This window comes from Phenylobacterium ferrooxidans (assembly GCF_042714595.1).
In the GTDB taxonomy this organism is placed as follows: Bacteria; Pseudomonadota; Alphaproteobacteria; order Caulobacterales; family Caulobacteraceae; genus Phenylobacterium; species Phenylobacterium ferrooxidans.
In genome coordinates, this window is record NZ_JAOTJD010000001.1 from 169,375 (window position 1) to 186,543 (window position 17,169).

Genomic DNA, 17,169 nt, shown 5'->3' on the forward strand with positions numbered 1-17,169 from the left:
CTTGCGCCACCAAGTCACCCGAACTCTGCCCTACACGCCGGACCAGTTGTTCACTCTGGTTGGCGACGTGGAGGCCTATCCGCAGTTCGTGCCGTGGATCGTGGGCATGCGTACCTGGAACAGCCGCACCGACAGCCAGGGCATGAGCTGGACCGACGCCGAGGCGAAGGTCGGCTTCTCATTCTTGAAGGAGACTTTCTCCACCCGCGTGCGCCGCGACCCTGCCGGCCGCCAGATCGACGTCGGCCTGATCTCGGGACCGTTCAAATCCCTGCGCAACCAGTGGAGGTTTGAGCCCGAGGGCGAGGGGACCCGCGTGGTGTTCGACATCGACTTCGAGTTCAAGTCGAAGATGCTGGGCGCCTTGCTGACCTCGAACTTCTCACACGCCGTCGACAAGCTGATGGCGTGCTTCGAGGCTCGGGCGAAGGCGCTCTACGGCTAGCTCATCCGGTCGCGTAGCGCCTGCAGCGCCACCTGCACGGCGGCCAGCTGGATTTCCGACCGGGTCTCGTACTGGAAGAATTCCTGGCGGTGCATCAGGCCGTGGTTGGTCCGCGCCGTCGCGATATGGACCGTGCCCACGGGCTTGAACGAGGTGCCGCCATGCGGACCCGCCACTCCGGTGATGGCCACTGAGATGTGGGCGTTTGACGCCTCCAGCGCGCCCTCGGCCATCATGCGGGCCACGGGCTCGGAGACCGCCCCCAGGTCGGCCAGCAGGTCGCCCGGAATGCCGAGAAGTTCCTGCTTGGCGCGATTGGTGTAGGTGACAAAGCCCCGCTCGAACACGTCCGACGCACCGGAGATCGAGCAGATGGCGCCGGCCACCAGGCCGCCGGTGCAGCTCTCGGCGGTGACGATACGCAGGTTGCGCTCCCGGGCCTCGTCGATGAGCAGGCGCGCGAGGGTCTCGATCTCGAGGGAAAACATGGGCGCGCGACTCCGACACAGCTAGGCAAGGTTGAAGCGAGACCACAACATCGCCGCGACCCCGGACACAAGACGATTCGAAACATGACCACGCAGGACGTCGCCGCAACCTCCGCCGTGGGCCGATCGCCGCTGCTGTTCGTGCTGACCATCTTCGCCAGCGCCAGCCTTGTGTTCCTGGTCCAGCCGATGATCGCCAAGCTGGTCCTGCCCCTGCTGGGGGGCGGGCCGTCGATCTGGAACACCAGCCTGGCCTTCTTCCAGACCGCCCTGCTGGTTGGCTACGGCTACGCTCATTTGCTGCAGCGCGTGCAATCGATCCGCATGCAGGCGGGCATCCACCTGGCTGCGATGATCCTGGCCGCCCTGGTGCTGCCGATGCATGTCACCGGGGTCTTTGGCGCGCCCAGTTCGGAGCATCCGGCCCTGTGGCTGCTAGGGGTGATGGCAGTCTCGATCGGCGCGCCCTTCGCAGTGCTGTCGGCCACTGCGCCCCTGGTGCAGGCCTGGCACGCGCGCACGCTGCACGCCGACAGCGGTTCCGAACCCTACGCCCTCTATGCCGCCAGCAACCTCGGAAGCCTGATCGCGCTGCTGGCCTATCCGATCGTCGTGGAGCCGCTCACCAGCCTGCACGCCCAGGCCATGGGCTGGAGCCTGGGCTACGGCGGTTTCATCCTGCTGATGGCCGCGCTGATGTATTTCGTCACCCGGGGGCCCGCTGCGCCCGCGCCCGTTGTGACCGAGACCGCCGAGGCCGGCGGCGACGCGCCTACCTGGCGCAACCGGCTGACCTGGGTCGTCCTTGCAGCGATCCCCTCCAGCCTGATGATGGGGGTCACCACCCACCTGACGACGGATGTGGCCTCAGCCCCCTTCATCTGGGTGGTGCCGCTGGCCCTCTACCTGGTCACCTTCATCATCGCCTTCTCCACCAAGCCGGCGATCTCGCAAGACACGACGCTGATCCTGCAGGCCGCGGCCGTGGCGGCCTGCGCCTCCCTGCTGCCCTTCAAGGCCAGCAACCTCTTCCTGCAGCTATTCATCCACCTCTCGGCCTACTTCCTGACCGCCCTGATGTGCCACCAGGCCCTGGTGGCGCGGCGGCCGAACCCGAGCCGGCTGACCGAATTCTATCTGTGGATGTCCTTCGGCGGCGTGGTGGGCGGCGGGTTCAACGCCTTCCTCGCCCCCGCGATCTTCAACAATGTCTGGGAGTATCCCCTGGTCCTGGCGCTGGCCTGTCTGGTCCGCCCCTGGGGCGAGGGGCCCATCGAGCGCTGGCGCTGGGTGACCTTCGCGCTCGGTTGCCTCGCGGCTGTCGCGGCGCCGGTCGCAACCTTCGCCGCCTATACCGGCCAGATCGGCCGCGCCGACATGCTCGGCATGACCGGCCACGACCTGATGCTGCTGCTCGTGAAGGTCGCCCTGGCCGTGGCCGTCGTCTGCGCCTTCCTGGTGCGCCGCCGCGGCATCGTCTTCTTCGGGATCATCACCATCATCTCGCTGGCGGCGGAGGGTGCGGGCGACAAGGTCGACGTACTGAAGAGCTGGCGCAGCTTCTTCGGGGTGGTCCGACAGTCGGAGCTGCAACTGCCCGAGATGGGAGGCACGGTTCGCATGCTCTCGCATGGTACGACCCTGCACGGCGCCCAGGCCCAGGACCCGCGCTGGCGCTGCCGTCCCCTGGTCTATTACGCGCCGGAGACCCCCATCGGCCAGGTGTTCACCCAGCGGCTGGGGGAGAGGCGCGTCCTGCGGATCGGCGCCGTGGGCCTGGGGACCGGGGCCGTAGCGGCCTATACCCGGCCAGGAGATCACCTGACCTTCTTCGAGATCGACCCCCTGGTGATCCGCGTCGCCACCGACCCAGCACACTTCAGCTACACGACGGAATGCGCCAAGGGCCAGATCGACTACGTGGTGGGCGACGCCCGCTTGACCCTGGCCCGGCAACCGACGAACCAGTTCGATATCCTGCTGATCGACGCCTTCTCCTCCGACAGTGTGCCCGCCCACCTGCTGACCGTGGAGGCGATGAAGGCCTACCTGACCCACATCAAGCCTGATGGGGTGTTGATCCTCCACTTGTCGAACCGAAACCTGGATCTGCGCAGTCCGGCCATGGCGGTCGCCTACGCCGCCGGCGGGGAGGCGCTATTGCAGCGGCATGGCGCGGCCAAGAACTCGCCCATGCTGTGGGAGTCTTCGGAGGACGCCCTGATCGTGGCGCGCAACGAGGCGGCGCTCGCCGCCTTCGTGGCCGATCGGCGCTGGACGCCCAGCGAACCCACCCTCGCGCGGCCCTGGACCGATGACTACACGAACCTCGTGGGCGCCCTGTACGGCCGGATGAAGGAACGCTGGGACTGGCTGCCCTAGGCGGGCGTCTCCACCGTCGCCACCGCCTGAGCCATCAGACCTTCGCCCCGGCCGGTGAAGCCCATGCCTTCGGTCGTGGTCGCCTTTACGCTGACCCGGTCGAGGGGCAGGGCGAGCAGTTCCGCCAGGCGCGCGCGCATGGCGTCGCGGTGCGGGCGGATCTTCGGACGCTCGCAGATCAGGGTGACGTCGACGTTGAGAATCGATCCGCCCTTGGCCGCCACCAGCTTGGCCGCATGGACGAGGAATCGGTCAGAGGATGCGCCCTTCCATTGGGGATCGGTGGGCGGGAAGTGCTCGCCGATGTCGCCTTCGCCGATGGCGCCCAGGATGGCGTCGGTCAGGGCGTGCAGGCCGGCGTCGGCGTCGGAATGGCCGACCAGGGTCTGGTCGTGGTCGATCTTGACCCCGCAAAGCCAGACCGCCTCGCCTGGCCCCCAGCGGTGTGCGTCGACCCCGAAGCCGGTGCGGACAATCCGCCGCCCGCCCGCCAGCTGTTCGGCCATGGCGAAGTCCTCCGGATAGGTCAGCTTCATCAACAGGGGATCGCCGGGGACCAGGGCCACCTTGCCCCCGGCGCGCTCCACCACGGCGGCGTCGTCGGTGGGCTCCGCGTCGGCGGGCCAGGCGCCATAGGCCTGCCTCAGGGTGCGGAGGCGGAACGCCTGCGGCGTCTGGGCGCGCCAGAGGCCGTCTCGCGACACCGTCTCGGCGACGATGTCCACGCCGCGCTTCAGGGTGTCGGCGACGGGGAGGGCGGGAACCGCGCCATCAGCCTCGGCCAGGGCGACCAGCAGGCTCTGGACGTGGGCGGAGGTCACGAAGGGCCGGGCGGCGTCGTGGACAAGAACCGCTTCTTCGTCCGAAGGGGCGAGTGCGGCGAGGCCCGCCTGGACAGACTCAGCCCGCGTGGCCCCGCCCGCGACGGCTTTCCAACCCGCCAAACCTGCGAGGGCCTCATCGGCGTCCGCCGTGCGCTCAGGCGCTGTGACCACGATGATTTCTCGGGCTCCGGCGCGGCTCAGGGCCTCGACCGACCAGCGCAGAATCGGTCGTCCGCCCAGGCTGCGCCAGGGCTTGGGCGCCCCTGGTCCGGCCCGGGTGCTAGAGCCTGCGGCGACAACGACGGCAGAAAAGTTCATGGCGACGTTGTTTAGAGGGCGATCGTGTCCTGTCTAGGCTTTACGGCGCCGCACAAATTGCCTAAAAAGGCGGCGATGGGGTTGATTACAAAATGAGCAACACGCTCGCAGTCGGGGATATCGAAGTGTTGGGTCGGGCGTGGATCGCGCCCATGACCGGCGTTTCCGACCTGCCGTTCCGCAGGGCGGCCAGCAAGCTTGGGGCCGCCTATGTGGCGACCGAGATGGTCGCCTGCGCCGAGTTCTCCAGGGGCCGGCCCGATGTCGTGCGCCGCGCCGCAGTGGGCGAGGGCCTTCCCCTGATGGTGGTTCAGCTCGTCGGCCGTGATCCGGTCCACATGGCGCGCGGCGCCGTGCTGGCCGCGGAGGCGGGCGCCCACATCATCGACTTGAACTTCGGTTGTCCGGCCAAGGAGGTCACCGGCGGCGCCCAGTCCGGCTCAGCTCTGATGCGCGAGCCCGACCTTGCCGAGGCGCTGATCGCCGCCACGGTGGACGCCGTCGACATCCCGGTCACCGTCAAGATGCGCCTAGGCTGGGACGACAAGTCGAGGAACGCGCCCGAGATCGCCGCGATGGCGGAACGGCGCGGCGCCAAGGCGGTCACCGTCCACGGCCGCACCCGCAGCCAGTTCTACAAGGGGGTCGCCGACTGGACCGCCGTCCGCGCGGTGAAGGCTGCGGTTTCCATCCCGGTGATCGTTAATGGCGACATCGTCGACGGCGCTACGGCCCGCGAGGCCCTGGACCAGTCCGGCGCCGACGGCCTCATGGTCGGGCGCGGCGTCTATGGCCGCCCCTGGGTCGCCACCCAGATCGAGACCGAGTTGAACGGCGGAACCTTCGTCGAACCCGACGTTGAGACCCGCTTGGGCATCGCCCTGGAGCACTTCCGGGACAGCCTGAATTTCTACGGCGACCGCCTGGGCCTGCGGATCTTCCGCAAGCATCTGGCGTCCTATGTCGATAACGCGCCTTGGCCCATGCAGGTCGAGGCCAGGCAGGTCGCACGATCCGCGCTCTGCCGCCTGGAGGATCCCGCCCTGGTCGAGGAAGGCCTCATTGCGCTCTGGCGCGATCCCCAAACGAGATTGGCGGCATGAACAGTCAAACAAGGGCCGCAAGCAGCGGCGTAAATCTGGATGTCCTGAAGGCTGCGGCCTTCGACCTCTCCCCTGAACCAGCCCTGGTGGTGAACGGGGACGGCGCCCTGGTGGCGGTGAACGAGGCCGCTGAGGCCCTTTTCGGCCAAGGGCTCAGCCTGCTGACCCGGGGCCGCTTCGGCGCGGCCCTGCCGGAAGGCTCGGCCCTGGTCTCCCTGCTCAATCGGGCCCTGGAGGAGGATGCTCCGGTCCGCGAGCGCGGGGTGGAAATCAGTCTGTTCGGCCATCCCTCGTTCGAGGCCGACGGCGCGGCGGCCCCGCTCGGCGATGGCTCTGTGCTGCTGACCCTGCACGTCAAGGGTGGCGCCCTGGGCGGGGAGCGCACGGGGGCTGAGGCCGCCGGCCTGCGCACCATCGTCGGTCTCGGCCGCATGCTGGCCCACGAAATCAAGAACCCCCTGATGGGGATCCGAGGCGCGGCCCAGCTGCTGAAGGCTGGCGCCAAGGCCGAAGACACCCCGCTGGCCCAGCTGATCGTCGACGAGACCGACCGTGTCCGCCGGCTGGTGGACCGCATGGAGGCCTTCTCCGACGACGCCCTGCCGGTCTGCACGCCGATCAATATCCACCAGGTTCTGGACCGTGTGAGGGCGCTGGCCGTCAACGGCTTCGCCGACGGCCTGGTGCTGAAGGATCTCTATGACCCCTCGCTGCCGCTGACCTATGGCGATGAGGATCAGCTGATCCAGATCTTCCTGAACCTGGTGAAGAACGCCTCGGAGGCGGCCCACAGCCGGGGCGACAACCGCGGCGAGGTCACCATCCACACCGCTTACCGTCACGGCGTCCGGGTCCGGGCCGCCAAGGGGCAAGCCCTGCGCGGCGCGCCTCTGGAGATCCGTATCCAGGACAACGGCCCGGGGATCCCGCCGCATCTGCGCGACAGCCTGTTCCAGCCTTTCGTCACCACCAAGGTCAACGGCGCCGGTCTGGGCCTGGCGCTGGTCTCCAAGCTGGTGTCAGGCCACGGCGGCCTAATCGATTTCGAATCCGAGCCCGGTCGCACGACCTTCCGCGTGCTGCTGCCCATCGCATCTGAAGAGGACGTCTCGGCATGAACGCGATCGCCAACGCCAACAAGAAGATCCTGATCGCCGACGACGACTCCTCGATCCGGCTGGTGCTCAGTCAGGCCTTCACCCGCCTTGGCTACCAGGTCCGCGCGACCGGCAACGCCACCACCCTACTGAAGTGGGTCTCGGACGGGGAGGGGGACTTGGTGGTCACCGACGTGATGATGCCCGACGAGAACGTCTTCGACGTGCTGCCGCGCATCCGCAAGGACCGCCCCAAGCTGCCGGTCATCGTCATGAGCGCTCAGAACACCCTGCTGACGGCGGTCAACGCCGCCGAGGTGGGCGCCTTCGACTATATCTCCAAGCCCTTCGACCTGGATGACATGACCTCGGCGGCGCGTCGGGCCCTGGCCAAGCCGGCTGACTCCGAGGCGTCCAAGGCCCAGGCCCGCGCTGTGCGCGACGAGCGCCTGCCGCTGATCGGTCGCTCGGGGCCCATGCAGGACGTCTATCGGACCATCGCCCGCCTGGTGGGCGCCGACCTTACCGTGCTGATCCTCGGCGAGTCGGGGACCGGCAAGGAGCTGGTGGCCCGCGCCCTGCACGAGATGGGACGCCGCAAGGACGGCAAGTTCGTGGTCATCAATCTGGCCGCAGTGCCGCGCGAGCGGGTGGAGACCGAGCTTTTCGGCCGCGAGGATGGCGACCACGGCAAGCTCGTCGAGGCCGACGGCGGCACCCTGTTCCTGGACGAGATCGGCGATATGCCGCTGGACGCCCAGACCCGCCTGCTGCGTGTCATTGACGGCTCCGAGCCGGCCCTGAACCCGAAGACCGGCCGCCGGCCCAATGCGCGGATCATCGCCGCCACCAACCGCGACCTGCGGGGCTTGATCCAGCAGGGGCTGTTCCGCGAGGACCTGTTCTTCCGGCTCAACGTCGCCCCGCTGCGCCTACCGCCACTTCGTGACCGGGTGGAGGACATCCCCGATCTGGCCCGCGCCTTCCTACTACGCGCCAACCGCGAGGGCCTGCCCTCCAAGACCATCGACGCCGCGGCGCTTGAAAGGCTGAAGCTGCACTTCTGGCCCGGCAACGTTCGCGAGCTGGAGAACCTGATCCGCCGGATCTGCGCCCTCTATGCCGAAGAGCTGATCAGCGCCCGAATCGTCGAGCGCGAATTGGCCGACCAGCAGCCGCAGATTCAGGGCCAGGAGGGGCCGGTAACCCTGGCCACCCTGGTGGAGCGCCACCTGGGCGGCTATTTCGCCGAACAGCCCGACGGCCTGCCGCCTGCGGGGCTCTACGACCGGGTGCTGGAGGAAATCGAGCGTCCGCTGATCCAGTTGACCCTCACCGCCACGCGCGGCAATCAGGTACGCGCCGCCGAGATCCTCGGTCTCAACCGCAACACCTTGCGCAAGAAGATCCAGGACCTGGGCGTGGAGATGGCTCGAGGACGCCGCTGACTGTCCTGACGCGTATGTGAAGCATTCTCGCAACAACCTGTTGAGTCTCAGGCACAGTTCCGCCTAGGGTCGCGGCGTTATGGCGTCCCTGACCCACGACGGCGAGAATCCTCGAGCGCCGGCCGCGCGGCTGTGGCGGGCTGTTCAGTCACGCTATGTGCTCGGCGGCGGCTACGCCCTGGCCCTGGTGCTTACCGGCGTCGCCATCCTGCTCGCCGCGTCGCCGCCGGAGACCGGTCCGTTGGCGCCCGCCAGCAAGAACATCCTGGTGCTGCTCGGCTTCAATCTGGTGCTGATCCTTGGCCTCGCCGCGATCATGGCCACACGCCTGGTGGCCTTGCTGGACGCTCGGTCGATGGACGCCGGGGCCCGCCTGCATCTGCGATTCGTCGCGATGTTCGCGCTCGCCGCCGTCGCCCCGGCCGTCGTCGTGGCGCTGTTCTACGGCGTGCTGGTCAACCGGGGCGTGGAGAACTGGTTCTCCGAGCGGGTCCAGACCGTGGTGGAGAACTCGGCCACGGTGGCGCGGTCCTATGTGGAGGACCAGAAACGCTACATCGGCGACCACGTGACCCTGATGGCCGTGGACCTCAACCGCGCAGCGCCGGCCCTGCAGTCCAGCCCCATCACCTTCAGTCACTTCCTGGCCTACCAGGCGTCGTATCACGCCTTCCCGGCCGCCTATCTGATCGATGGCGAAGGCCGGGTGCTCGCCCGCGCCGAGGCCGGCGACGCGCCCGCCTATGTCACGCCGCCTGAGAGCAGCTTCAAGGCGGCCGACGAGGGCGACATCTCGGTGCCGGCCTTCGATTCGGCGGACCTGATGCGGGCGGTCTTCAAGCTGACGGCCTATCCCGACGCCTATCTCTATGTGGCCAAGCCCGTTGAGAAGGGGATCATCAACCACCTGACCGACGCCGATGCATCCCTGGTCTCCTATCGCGAGGCCGCCCAAAGCCGTCAGCGAATCCAGGCCGTGTTCGCGCTCTCGTACATGGAGACCGCCCTGCTGGTCCTGGTGGGCGCTGTGTGGCTCGGCATGGCGGCGGCCAACGCCATTTCCGGTCCCGTGGGACGCCTGGTGCAGGCCGCGGGCAAGGTGGCCGGGGGCGATCTTACGGCCCGAGTTGACGCCGACAAGGATCCTGGGGAAATCGCCGTATTATCTAGGGCATTCAACAGCATGACCCATGATCTTCAGGTTCAGCAGGCGGCCCTGCAGCGGGCCCGCGACGAGGCCGACCAGGATCGGCAGTTCATCGAGACGGTGCTGGCCGAGGTGTCGGCGGGGGTCATTGGTCTGGATTCCGACGGGCGGATTTCGGCCGCCAATAGGCAGGCGACCGAACTGCTGGGCTTGGGTGCGTCTCTCGCGCGTGGCCGCAGGCTCGCCGACGTGGCCCCGGAGTTCGTGCTGATCGCCGAAAACGCCCGCATCGCCGGCGAGGCCGAGGAAGAGGTGGACGTCGACCGCGATCGGGAGACGCGCCGCCTGCGTGTGCGCGCCAGCCGCAGCGAAAGCGGCCTGGTCCTGACCTTCGACGACATCACCCGCCTGGTCTCAGCCCAGCGGAACGCCGCCTGGCGCGACGTGGCGCGGCGTATCGCCCATGAGATCAAGAACCCCCTGACCCCCATCCAGCTGTCGGCGGAGCGCCTGCAGCGCAAGTTCCGCAAGGGCGTCCCCGCCGAGGACCTGGAAATCTTCGACCGTTGCACCGACACCATCGTACGCCAGGTCGGGGACATCGGCCGGATGGTGGACGAGTTCTCGGCCTTCGCCCGCATGCCCGCGCCCAAGTTCGCCGAGCAGGATCTGGTGGAGCTGTTGCGGGCCGGCGTCTTCGCCCAGCGCGTGGCGAGCCCCGATATCGAGATCGACCTGGTGGAGCCTTTGCCGCCCACCGTGCTGATGGCCGATGGACGGATGCTGGCCCAGGGGCTGACCAATATCCTGAAGAATGCGGCGGAGGCTGTCGCGGCCAGGGTCGCCGATGAGCCCCAGCCCGAGGGGCGGATCATCGCCGAGCTGACCTCCGATGCGGCCGGCGTCTGCATAAGTATCGAGGACAATGGCGTGGGCCTGCCCGAAAAGGACCGCGACCGGCTGACCGAGCCCTATGTCACGACCCGCGAGAAGGGCACGGGCCTTGGTCTGGCCATCGTCAAACGGATCCTCGAGGACCACGGTGGCGAGCTGATTCTGACCGACGCGACGCAGGGCAGGGGCGCCCGCGTCCTGCTGAAACTTCCGACGACGGCGCGGGTAGGCGCCGTCACCGACGATCACGGACTAGAGGTGACCAATGGCGGCTGACATTCTGGTGGTGGACGACGAGGCCGATATCCGCGAACTCGTGGCCGGCATCCTGTCGGACGAGGGCTATGCGGTCCGAACGGCCAACGACTCGGAATCGGCGCTCGCCGCCATCCGGGCCCGCAAGCCGTCCCTGCTGGTGCTCGATATCTGGATGCAGGGCGGCGGCATGGACGGGCTGGAGCTGCTGGACATGCTCCGCACCCTCGACGCCGACTTCCCGGTGATCATGATCTCGGGCCACGGCAATATCGAGACCGCCGTAAGCGCGATAAAGCGCGGGGCCTACGAGTTCCTGGAGAAGCCCTTCAAGTCCGACAAGCTGCTGCTCATCGTTGAGCGCGCCCTGGAGGCCACCAGCCTGAAGCGCGAGAACCGGCGGCTTCGCACCCAGGCGATCATGCCCGATGGCTTGGTGGGCAGATCGATGGCGACCCAGCAGCTGCGCAGCCTGATCCCCAAGCTGGCCGGCGCAAACAGCCGCGTCCTGATCGCCGGCCCGCCCGGCGCAGGCAAGGAGACCGTGGCGCGGATGATCCACGCCGCCAGCGCCCGGGCCAAGGCGGAGTTTGTCGTCATCAGCGCCGCCGGCATGACCCCCGAGCGGATGGATCTCGAGCTGTTCGGCGAAGAGGCCGAGACCGGTCGCCCGGCAAAGATCGGCGTCTTCGAGCGCGCCCATGGCGGCACCCTCTATCTGGATGAAGTGGCCGACATGCCCTTCGAGACCCAGAGCCGCATCCTGCGGGTGCTGGTGGAGCAGCGCTTCCGGCGCGTGGGCGGCGACAGCGACGTGCAGGTTGACGTTCGGGTCGTCTCCTCCACCTCGCGGGATCTGCGCGAGGAGATCGCCGGCGGGCGATTCCGCGAGGACCTGTTCCACCGCCTGAACGTGGTGCCGGTGATGGTGCCGGGACTGGCCGAGCACAGGGAGGATATCCCCGAACTGGTGGACTACTTCATCCAGCGTATCTGCGAGGCCACTGGCATGCCGCGCCGTCGGCTGGCGGACGACGCCCTGGCGACCCTGCAGGTCAAGGCCTGGCCCGGGAACCTGCGCCAGCTGCGCAACAATGTGGAGCGGATGCTGATCCTGGCCTCAGGCGACCCCAGCGAAGCCATTAGCGCCGACATGTTGCCGGGCGATTCTTCGCCGTCGGACCAGGGTTCGTCGCTGGGGGCCGATCGGATCATCGCCCTGCCGCTGCGCGAGGCCCGCGAGGTCTTTGAGCGGGAGTACCTCAACGCCCAGATGCTGCGCTTCTCCGGCAACATCTCGCGCACCGCGGCCTTTATCGGCATGGAGCGCTCGGCCCTGCACCGGAAACTCAAGTCGCTTGGCCTTTCGGGCGCCCGCCCCGTGGAAGAAGAGGACGCCTGATGGGCCGCATCGCCTATGTGAACGGACGCTTCTCGCGTCATGATCAGGCCGTCGTCCATATCGAGGATCGCGGCTATCAGCTGGCTGACGCGGTCTACGAGGTATGGTCGCTGTTCGATGGCAAGCTGGCCGATCCGGAGGGGCACTTCGCCCGCCTTGAGCGGAGCCTGGGCGAACTGCAGATCGCCATGCCCATGAGCCGGGCGGCCCTGACCATGGTGCTGAAGGAGACCGTGCGGCGGAACCGTATCCGCGAGGGGCTGGTCTATCTGCAGGTCGGCCGCGGTGTCGCGCCCCGCGATCACGCCTTCCCCCATCCAGGCACCCCGCCCAGCATCGTGGTCACGGTCAAGGCGATCGACCGCGCCGCCACCGAGGCCAAGGCCGCCAAGGGCGTCTCGGTGATCACCACCCCGGAGAACCGCTGGGGCCGTTGCGACATCAAGACGGTGGGCCTGCTGCCCAACGCCATGGCCAAGCAGGCAGCGAAGGAACGCGGCGCTGCCGAGGCCTGGTTCGTGGACGAGATGGGGCTGGTGACCGAGGGCTCGTCCTCCAACGCCTGGATCATCGACGCCGACGGCACGGTGCGCACTCGCGCCACCAACGCCAACATCCTGCGCGGCGTGACCCGCTACAGCCTGCTGGATATCCTGAGGGAGCAGGGGATGAAGGTGGACGAACGCCCCTTCACCCCCGATGAGGCGCGCGCCGCCAAGGAGGCCTTCATCACGGGCGCCGGGACCCTCGTCATGCCCGTCGTCGCGGTCGACGGGCAACCGGTTGGAGATGGAACCGTTGGGCCAGTGGCGATGAAGCTGCGAAGCCTCTATATCGAGCGTGCGCGAGCAACCGCGATCTGAACAGCACGGCGCGATTGCGTCGGTCACAGAGAGAGGTCTAGCGTCCAACTTGTGTGTGGCGGCCGTGTTGGCCGCCGATCCAGAACAAAGGGCGAAAAGCCATGTCGAACGAAAAGAAACAAAACCTGCAGGACACGTTCCTGAACAGCGTGCGCAAGTCGAAGACGCCGCTGACGATCTTCCTGGTGAACGGCGTGAAGCTGCAGGGCGTGGTCAGCTGGTTCGATAATTTCTGCGTGCTTCTCCGCCGCGATGGCCAGTCGCAACTGGTCTACAAGCACGCCATCTCGACCATCATGCCGGCTCAGCCCGTGCAGTTGTACGAGCCGGCGGAAGACGAGGCCGATTGAACTCTAAACTCATAGATCGCGAAGTCCCCCCGCAGGGGGCCATCGTCATCCACCCCGTCCGTGACGAACGGGGCCAGTCCCGAACCGCCGAAGGGCGTCTGGAGGAAGCCATCGGGCTTGCCCTGGCCCTGGATCTGGTGATCGCTGACGCCTTCATCGCGCCGTTGCGCAAGCGCGTGCCCGCCACCCTGTTCGGCAAGGGCAAGGTGGAGGAGATCGGCAACATCATCGAGGCCGCCGAGGCCGACGTGGCGGTCGTCGACGACCAGCTGACGCCGGTGCAGCAGCGGAATCTGGAAAAGGCCTGGAAGGTCAAGGTCATCGACCGGACCGGCCTGATCCTGGAGATCTTCGCCCGCCGGGCGCGGACCAAGGAAGGCCGTCTGCAGGTCGAGCTGGCGCGCCTGTCCTACGAGAAGTCACGCCTGGTCCGCACCTGGACCCACCTGGAGCGGCAACGGGGCGGGGCAGGGGTGATGGGCGGTCCCGGGGAAACCCAGATCGAGACCGACCGCCGACTGATCGCCGACAAGATCGTCAAGCTGAAGAAGGAACTTATCGAGGTCCGCCGGACCCGCGATCTTCAGCGAGGCGCGCGCCAGCGTCACCCGTACCCGTCTGTCGCCCTTGTCGGCTACACCAACGCCGGCAAGTCGACCCTGTTCAACCGGCTGACCAAGGCCGAGGTGGTGGCCGAGGACATGCTGTTCGCCACCCTGGACCCCACCATCCGGATGCTCGACCTGCCCGACGGCCGGCCGGCCATCCTGTCCGACACTGTGGGCTTCATCTCCGAGCTGCCGCACGAACTGGTGGAAGCCTTCCGCGCCACCCTCGAGGAGGTGAAGGAGGCTGACGTCATCCTGCACGTTCGCGACATCTCCAGCGACGAAACCGACGCCCAGGCGCAGGACGTGCGCACCGTGCTGTCGCGGCTCGGCGTGGAGATCGAGGAGCGGCGGCTGATCGAGGTCTGGAACAAGCTGGACATGGTCGACGCCGAGGACCGCGACCGGGTGATCGGCGACGCCCGGCGCGCCAATCCTCCGGCCATCACCGTCTCCGCCGTCACCGGCGAGGGCTGCGACGAACTGCTGGCGCTGGTCGCCGAGATGGTGGACGAGGCGCCCGCCGTCGAGATCACCGCGACGGCGGCTCAAGGCGCGGCGGTCGCTTGGCTCTACCGCCATGGGCGAGTGCTGGCGCGTGAGACCCAGGACGACGGTGGCACGCGTCTTGCGGTGAAGCTGAGCGCCCAGGCCCTGGGACAGTTTGAGCAACTCTTCCCGCAGGCCCGCCTGCGGGCCTGACGCCGGAGCGTTCCGTGGACTATGTGCCCATCCAACCCGGCCCGCGCCGGGCGCCTGCCGGCCTGATCGTGATGTCTGTTCTGGAGGTGCTCCTGGCGCTGGCCGCGGCATGGGTGGCGCTGACCCGGATGTCGCCGAGCCAGATCATGGACCATCGCGACGTGATCACGACTGTGGCGGGCGGCACCCTGCCGCTAGCTCTGCTGGCCGCTCCGGTGCTGGCCTGGATCGCCTTCCTCCGCCGCGCCGATGGCGCGATCTGGCCCTTGCTGTGGAGCCCGGGAACATGGGCGCTGCTGATCATCGCGGGCAGCCTCTAGCCTACTCCGCAGCGGCCGCCCTCTCGGCCGCCTTGGCCGCGTCCCACAGTGCGTCCATTTCCGCCAGGTCCGACTGGTCCGGCGTCTTGCCGCGCGCCTTCAACTCGCTCTCAATGTGTCGGAAGCGGCGGGCGAACTTGGCGTTGGTGGCACGGAGCGCATCCTCGGGGTCGATGTCCAGGGTCCGGGCGATATTGGCCACGACGAACAGCACGTCGCCCAGTTCGGCGCGGGCCTTCTCCCGATCGTCGGCCGCGATCTCGACCTTCAGCTCGCCGACCTCCTCGTCCAGCTTGGCCACCACCTCCCCGATGGTAGGCCAGACGAAGCCGACGGTGGCGGCGCGTCGCGAGAGTTTCACAGCGCGGGTCAGGGCCGGCAGGCCCGACGGCACGTCGTCGAGGAGGCTTTCGTTGCGGCCCCTGCCCGCCCGCTCCTCCGCCTTAATCAGCTCCCAGGCCTGAGTCTGCTGGGCGGCGGTGCGCTGCGCCTCGGCGCCAAAGACATGGGGATGGCGGCGGATCATCTTTTCGGAAATGGCGTCGGCCACGTCGTCGAAGCCGAAGGCCCCTTGCTCCTGCGCCATGCGGGCATGGAAGACGACCTGGAACAGCAGGTCGCCGAGTTCGTCCCGCAGGTCGGTCAGGTCGTTGCGCTCGATGGCGTCGGCGACCTCATAGGCCTCCTCGACCGTATAGGGGGCGATGGTGGCGAAGGTCTGCTCCAGGTCCCACTCGCAACCGCCTTGGGGATCGCGCAGGCGGGCCATGATGGCGAGTAGCCTGTCGATCGGTCGTTCCGCCGCCATGTCGCAAGATCCCAGGAGCACACGCGGAAATCCGTTCCCCGCGAGGCGCGATCTGACCGCGCGCGGCGTGGGCAGGCAAGGTCGATCTCGCACCAAGGGGGGAGATCGAGCCATGTTCGCGCTGCCCCGCCGGCTAGGGCTCGGTTCAACGCGCGGCGTAGGACTCGCCGCGGCCGTAGCGGTAGGCGAAGCGATTGAAGGCGTAGTGCGCATCCGCCCACGTGCTCTTGGTCCAGGCCTGGCGGATGTCGCTCTCGTACCATTGGAAGTGGATCGGGGTGACCTCTCCGGTCACCGAGATCGCCTGGCCATCAATGGTGGCGCCGCCGATGCCATAGCTCTCGTAGGACAGGCCGGGCTGGGCGCCGAGTTGGCGGAAGGTGGGACGGTTCGGCCGGACATCGGTCAGCACCAGCTCCATGCGACCGCCGGCCAGCACCCCGGTGCGCTCGAGTTCACGGGTGACGTCCCGGCGCAGTTCCGCCGCCAGGCGGTCGACATCCTTCACACCGAGATCCTCGGCGGCCTTCTTCTGAAGCTCAGGCGAGACCGAAACCTCGACACTGCCCACGGTGGAGAGCGGCGCGGCCGCGGCCGAACCCGCAACCAGGGCGGCGAGGGAAGAAAGAAGAATGACGTGCATGAGCAGGCTCCGAGGATGAAGCAGTGTCAGGCGGATGTGGGGAGTCGGCCGCCCAGGCGCCATGGAGGCGCCCAAGCGTGGCCTTACTGTGGCGAAGCTTGCGCCTAGTCGGCGGTGGCTTCGGCCGCGACCTTCGGCTTGGCCTTGGCGCGGGTCTTCTTGACCTTCACCGGGGCGGGTTCCGGCTCGGGATCGGGCTGCGGATCGACGTCCAGAAGGCTGAGGGGGATGTTGCCCACCTTCACCCGGACACCGACGAAGCGCATTTCGCCATCGATGAAGCTGACCTCGTCGAGGCCGACCTCCGGGCTGCGCTTGATCAGGGATTCGTCACGGAAGGTCAGGCGAAGCAGCATGGTGTCGCGCGACACGCCATCGGCTTCGGCCTTGGTCACCGCCGCACGCAGGTCTTCGATGGTGGGGCCGCGGGTGCTGGTGGCTGCAACCTTGTAGGACTTGATCATCATTCGCCTTTCTTCCCCGAGGGATCCCACTGGCGGGGACGCGTCGGGCAGGTCGGCGGGGTGGGCGGCGCGCCGACAGGGCTCTTGGAGAGCGGCCTGAACCATAGCACGAACCCGGCCCGCCGGGGGTCTTTCATGGACCTGTCGCAAAACAGACAGACAAAACGAAAACGGGCCGGCGCGAGGCCGGCCCGTCAGAACGTTCAGGACTCCGCGTTGGCGGACGTCCGGTTCGTCTTAAGCCGCAGTCAGTTGCCCAGCGGACATCTTGCCGCTGCGCTGATCGCGCTCGAGTTCGTAGTTGAGCTTTTGACCTTCGTGGATCGAGCCCAGGGTCGAACGTTCAACAGCCGAAATGTGGACGAACACGTCGCCGCCGCCATTTTCAGGCTCGATGAAACCGAAGCCCTTGGTCGCGTTGAACCACTTCACAGTACCGGTAGCCATAGTCGTTTAGTCCTAGCAATAGTGTATTCGGCTGACAAAGCGTCGCCGCAGAATCAAAGTTCATGATGGTAGGGAGGGTAACTTCGGGGCCTCACCAGCGGTGAGCCGAAATCGCGAGCCGCGCCAAGTCGAAATTCGATGAGGCCCATCTCTCATGAATG

General features: G+C 67.6%; 17 protein-coding genes. 11 read left to right on the forward strand and 6 right to left on the reverse strand.

The features are described 5' to 3' along the window. Position 1: 1 nt before the first annotated feature. Positions 2 to 445 carry a type II toxin-antitoxin system RatA family toxin gene (locus OCL97_RS00840; RefSeq protein ID WP_377366742.1) on the forward strand — a complete coding sequence of 148 codons (444 nt, stop codon included), beginning with the start codon at positions 2 to 4 and terminating at the stop codon, positions 443 to 445. Here the strand turns inward: OCL97_RS00840 and OCL97_RS00845 are convergent. Then, positions 442 to 933: a CinA family protein gene (locus OCL97_RS00845; protein ID WP_304777128.1), complete on the reverse strand. Its 492-nt coding sequence runs from the start codon at positions 931 to 933 to the stop codon at positions 442 to 444. The genes OCL97_RS00840 and OCL97_RS00845 overlap by 4 nt on opposite strands. A gap of 84 nt (positions 934 to 1,017) precedes the next feature. Between OCL97_RS00845 and OCL97_RS00850 the strand changes: the two genes are divergently transcribed. After that, the gene (locus OCL97_RS00850) at positions 1,018 to 3,315 is read left to right on the forward strand and encodes a spermidine synthase (protein ID WP_377366744.1); all 2,298 of its coding nucleotides are present in this window, start codon (positions 1,018 to 1,020) and stop codon (positions 3,313 to 3,315) included. On the opposite strand, the gene OCL97_RS00855 is transcribed toward OCL97_RS00850, so the two are convergent. Next, positions 3,312 to 4,457: a bifunctional 2-C-methyl-D-erythritol 4-phosphate cytidylyltransferase/2-C-methyl-D-erythritol 2,4-cyclodiphosphate synthase gene (locus tag OCL97_RS00855; RefSeq protein WP_377366746.1), complete on the reverse strand. Its 1,146-nt coding sequence runs from the start codon at positions 4,455 to 4,457 to the stop codon at positions 3,312 to 3,314. The two genes, OCL97_RS00850 and OCL97_RS00855, sit on opposite strands and share 4 nt — an antisense overlap. A gap of 92 nt (positions 4,458 to 4,549) precedes the next feature. Between OCL97_RS00855 and dusB the strand changes: the two genes are divergently transcribed. From dusB to OCL97_RS00900, 9 genes are all read left to right on the forward strand, one after another. Continuing rightward, a complete protein-coding gene (gene dusB, locus OCL97_RS00860; protein ID WP_377366748.1) occupies positions 4,550 to 5,560 on the forward strand; it encodes a tRNA dihydrouridine synthase DusB in 1,011 nt (336 codons plus the stop codon). Then, the gene (locus OCL97_RS00865; protein ID WP_377366750.1) at positions 5,557 to 6,678 is read left to right on the forward strand and encodes a two-component system sensor histidine kinase NtrB; all 1,122 of its coding nucleotides are present in this window, start codon (positions 5,557 to 5,559) and stop codon (positions 6,676 to 6,678) included. The genes dusB and OCL97_RS00865 overlap by 4 nt, the downstream gene beginning before the upstream one ends. After that, complete coding sequence (locus tag OCL97_RS00870; RefSeq protein ID WP_377366752.1) at positions 6,675 to 8,105, forward strand: sigma 54-interacting transcriptional regulator; 1,431 nt, start codon at positions 6,675 to 6,677, stop codon at positions 8,103 to 8,105. Before OCL97_RS00865 ends, OCL97_RS00870 begins: the two co-directional genes overlap by 4 nt. A gap of 79 nt (positions 8,106 to 8,184) precedes the next feature. After that, positions 8,185 to 10,422, forward strand: a complete 2,238-nt coding sequence (locus OCL97_RS00875) for a sensor histidine kinase NtrY-like (RefSeq protein WP_377366754.1) — start codon at positions 8,185 to 8,187, stop codon at positions 10,420 to 10,422. Then, entirely contained in the window at positions 10,412 to 11,803 is a 1,392-nt protein-coding gene (ntrX, locus tag OCL97_RS00880) for a nitrogen assimilation response regulator NtrX (RefSeq protein ID WP_304777121.1), read from the forward strand. The genes OCL97_RS00875 and ntrX overlap by 11 nt, the downstream gene beginning before the upstream one ends. Beyond that, positions 11,803 to 12,666: a D-amino-acid transaminase gene (locus tag OCL97_RS00885; RefSeq protein ID WP_305337349.1), complete on the forward strand. Its 864-nt coding sequence runs from the start codon at positions 11,803 to 11,805 to the stop codon at positions 12,664 to 12,666. Before ntrX ends, OCL97_RS00885 begins: the two co-directional genes overlap by 1 nt. A 101-nt stretch (positions 12,667 to 12,767) precedes the next feature. After that, on the forward strand, positions 12,768 to 13,016 hold the full coding sequence (gene hfq, locus OCL97_RS00890) for an RNA chaperone Hfq (protein ID WP_215340521.1): 249 nt from the start codon (positions 12,768 to 12,770) through the stop codon (positions 13,014 to 13,016). Next, complete coding sequence (hflX, locus tag OCL97_RS00895) at positions 13,013 to 14,326, forward strand: GTPase HflX (RefSeq protein WP_377366757.1); 1,314 nt, start codon at positions 13,013 to 13,015, stop codon at positions 14,324 to 14,326. Before hfq ends, hflX begins: the two co-directional genes overlap by 4 nt. Positions 14,327 to 14,340: 14 nt before the next feature. Next, positions 14,341 to 14,646 (forward strand): hypothetical protein, encoded by a 306-nt coding sequence (locus tag OCL97_RS00900; protein WP_377366759.1) that lies wholly within the window; start codon positions 14,341 to 14,343, stop codon positions 14,644 to 14,646. Position 14,647: 1 nt separating this feature from the next. Here OCL97_RS00900 and mazG read toward each other — a convergent pair whose 3' ends face one another. The 4 genes from mazG to OCL97_RS00920 all read right to left on the reverse strand — a co-directional run bounded on the left by mazG (position 14,648) and on the right by OCL97_RS00920 (position 17,008). Then, positions 14,648 to 15,454: a nucleoside triphosphate pyrophosphohydrolase gene (gene mazG / locus OCL97_RS00905; RefSeq protein WP_377366761.1), complete on the reverse strand. Its 807-nt coding sequence runs from the start codon at positions 15,452 to 15,454 to the stop codon at positions 14,648 to 14,650. Between the two features lie 145 nt (positions 15,455 to 15,599). Next, positions 15,600 to 16,097, reverse strand: coding sequence for a hypothetical protein (locus OCL97_RS00910; RefSeq protein ID WP_377366763.1), 498 nt, complete (start codon positions 16,095 to 16,097; stop codon positions 15,600 to 15,602). Positions 16,098 to 16,201: 104 nt separating this feature from the next. Further along, positions 16,202 to 16,564, reverse strand: a complete 363-nt coding sequence (locus OCL97_RS00915) for a hypothetical protein (protein WP_377366765.1) — start codon at positions 16,562 to 16,564, stop codon at positions 16,202 to 16,204. Positions 16,565 to 16,798: 234 nt separating this feature from the next. Then, the gene (locus tag OCL97_RS00920) at positions 16,799 to 17,008 is read right to left on the reverse strand and encodes a cold-shock protein (RefSeq protein WP_215340550.1); all 210 of its coding nucleotides are present in this window, start codon (positions 17,006 to 17,008) and stop codon (positions 16,799 to 16,801) included. Positions 17,009 to 17,169 lie beyond the last annotated feature (161 nt).

Coding starts and splice junctions, on each gene's coding strand:
- OCL97_RS00845 (WP_304777128.1), bottom strand. CDS start 933: ATGTTTTCCCTCGAGATCGAGACCCTCGCGCGCCTGCTCATCGACGAG.
- OCL97_RS00850 (WP_377366744.1), top strand. CDS start 1,018: ATGACCACGCAGGACGTCGCCGCAACCTCCGCCGTGGGCCGATCGCCG.
- OCL97_RS00855 (WP_377366746.1), bottom strand. CDS start 4,457: ATGAACTTTTCTGCCGTCGTTGTCGCCGCAGGCTCTAGCACCCGGGCC.
- dusB (WP_377366748.1), top strand. CDS start 4,550: ATGAGCAACACGCTCGCAGTCGGGGATATCGAAGTGTTGGGTCGGGCG.
- OCL97_RS00865 (WP_377366750.1), top strand. CDS start 5,557: ATGAACAGTCAAACAAGGGCCGCAAGCAGCGGCGTAAATCTGGATGTC.
- OCL97_RS00870 (WP_377366752.1), top strand. CDS start 6,675: ATGAACGCGATCGCCAACGCCAACAAGAAGATCCTGATCGCCGACGAC.
- OCL97_RS00875 (WP_377366754.1), top strand. CDS start 8,185: ATGGCGTCCCTGACCCACGACGGCGAGAATCCTCGAGCGCCGGCCGCG.
- ntrX (WP_304777121.1), top strand. CDS start 10,412: ATGGCGGCTGACATTCTGGTGGTGGACGACGAGGCCGATATCCGCGAA.
- OCL97_RS00885 (WP_305337349.1), top strand. CDS start 11,803: ATGGGCCGCATCGCCTATGTGAACGGACGCTTCTCGCGTCATGATCAG.
- hfq (WP_215340521.1), top strand. CDS start 12,768: ATGTCGAACGAAAAGAAACAAAACCTGCAGGACACGTTCCTGAACAGC.
- mazG (WP_377366761.1), bottom strand. CDS start 15,454: ATGGCGGCGGAACGACCGATCGACAGGCTACTCGCCATCATGGCCCGC.
- OCL97_RS00910 (WP_377366763.1), bottom strand. CDS start 16,097: ATGCACGTCATTCTTCTTTCTTCCCTCGCCGCCCTGGTTGCGGGTTCG.
- OCL97_RS00915 (WP_377366765.1), bottom strand. CDS start 16,564: ATGATGATCAAGTCCTACAAGGTTGCAGCCACCAGCACCCGCGGCCCC.
- OCL97_RS00920 (WP_215340550.1), bottom strand. CDS start 17,008: ATGGCTACCGGTACTGTGAAGTGGTTCAACGCGACCAAGGGCTTCGGT.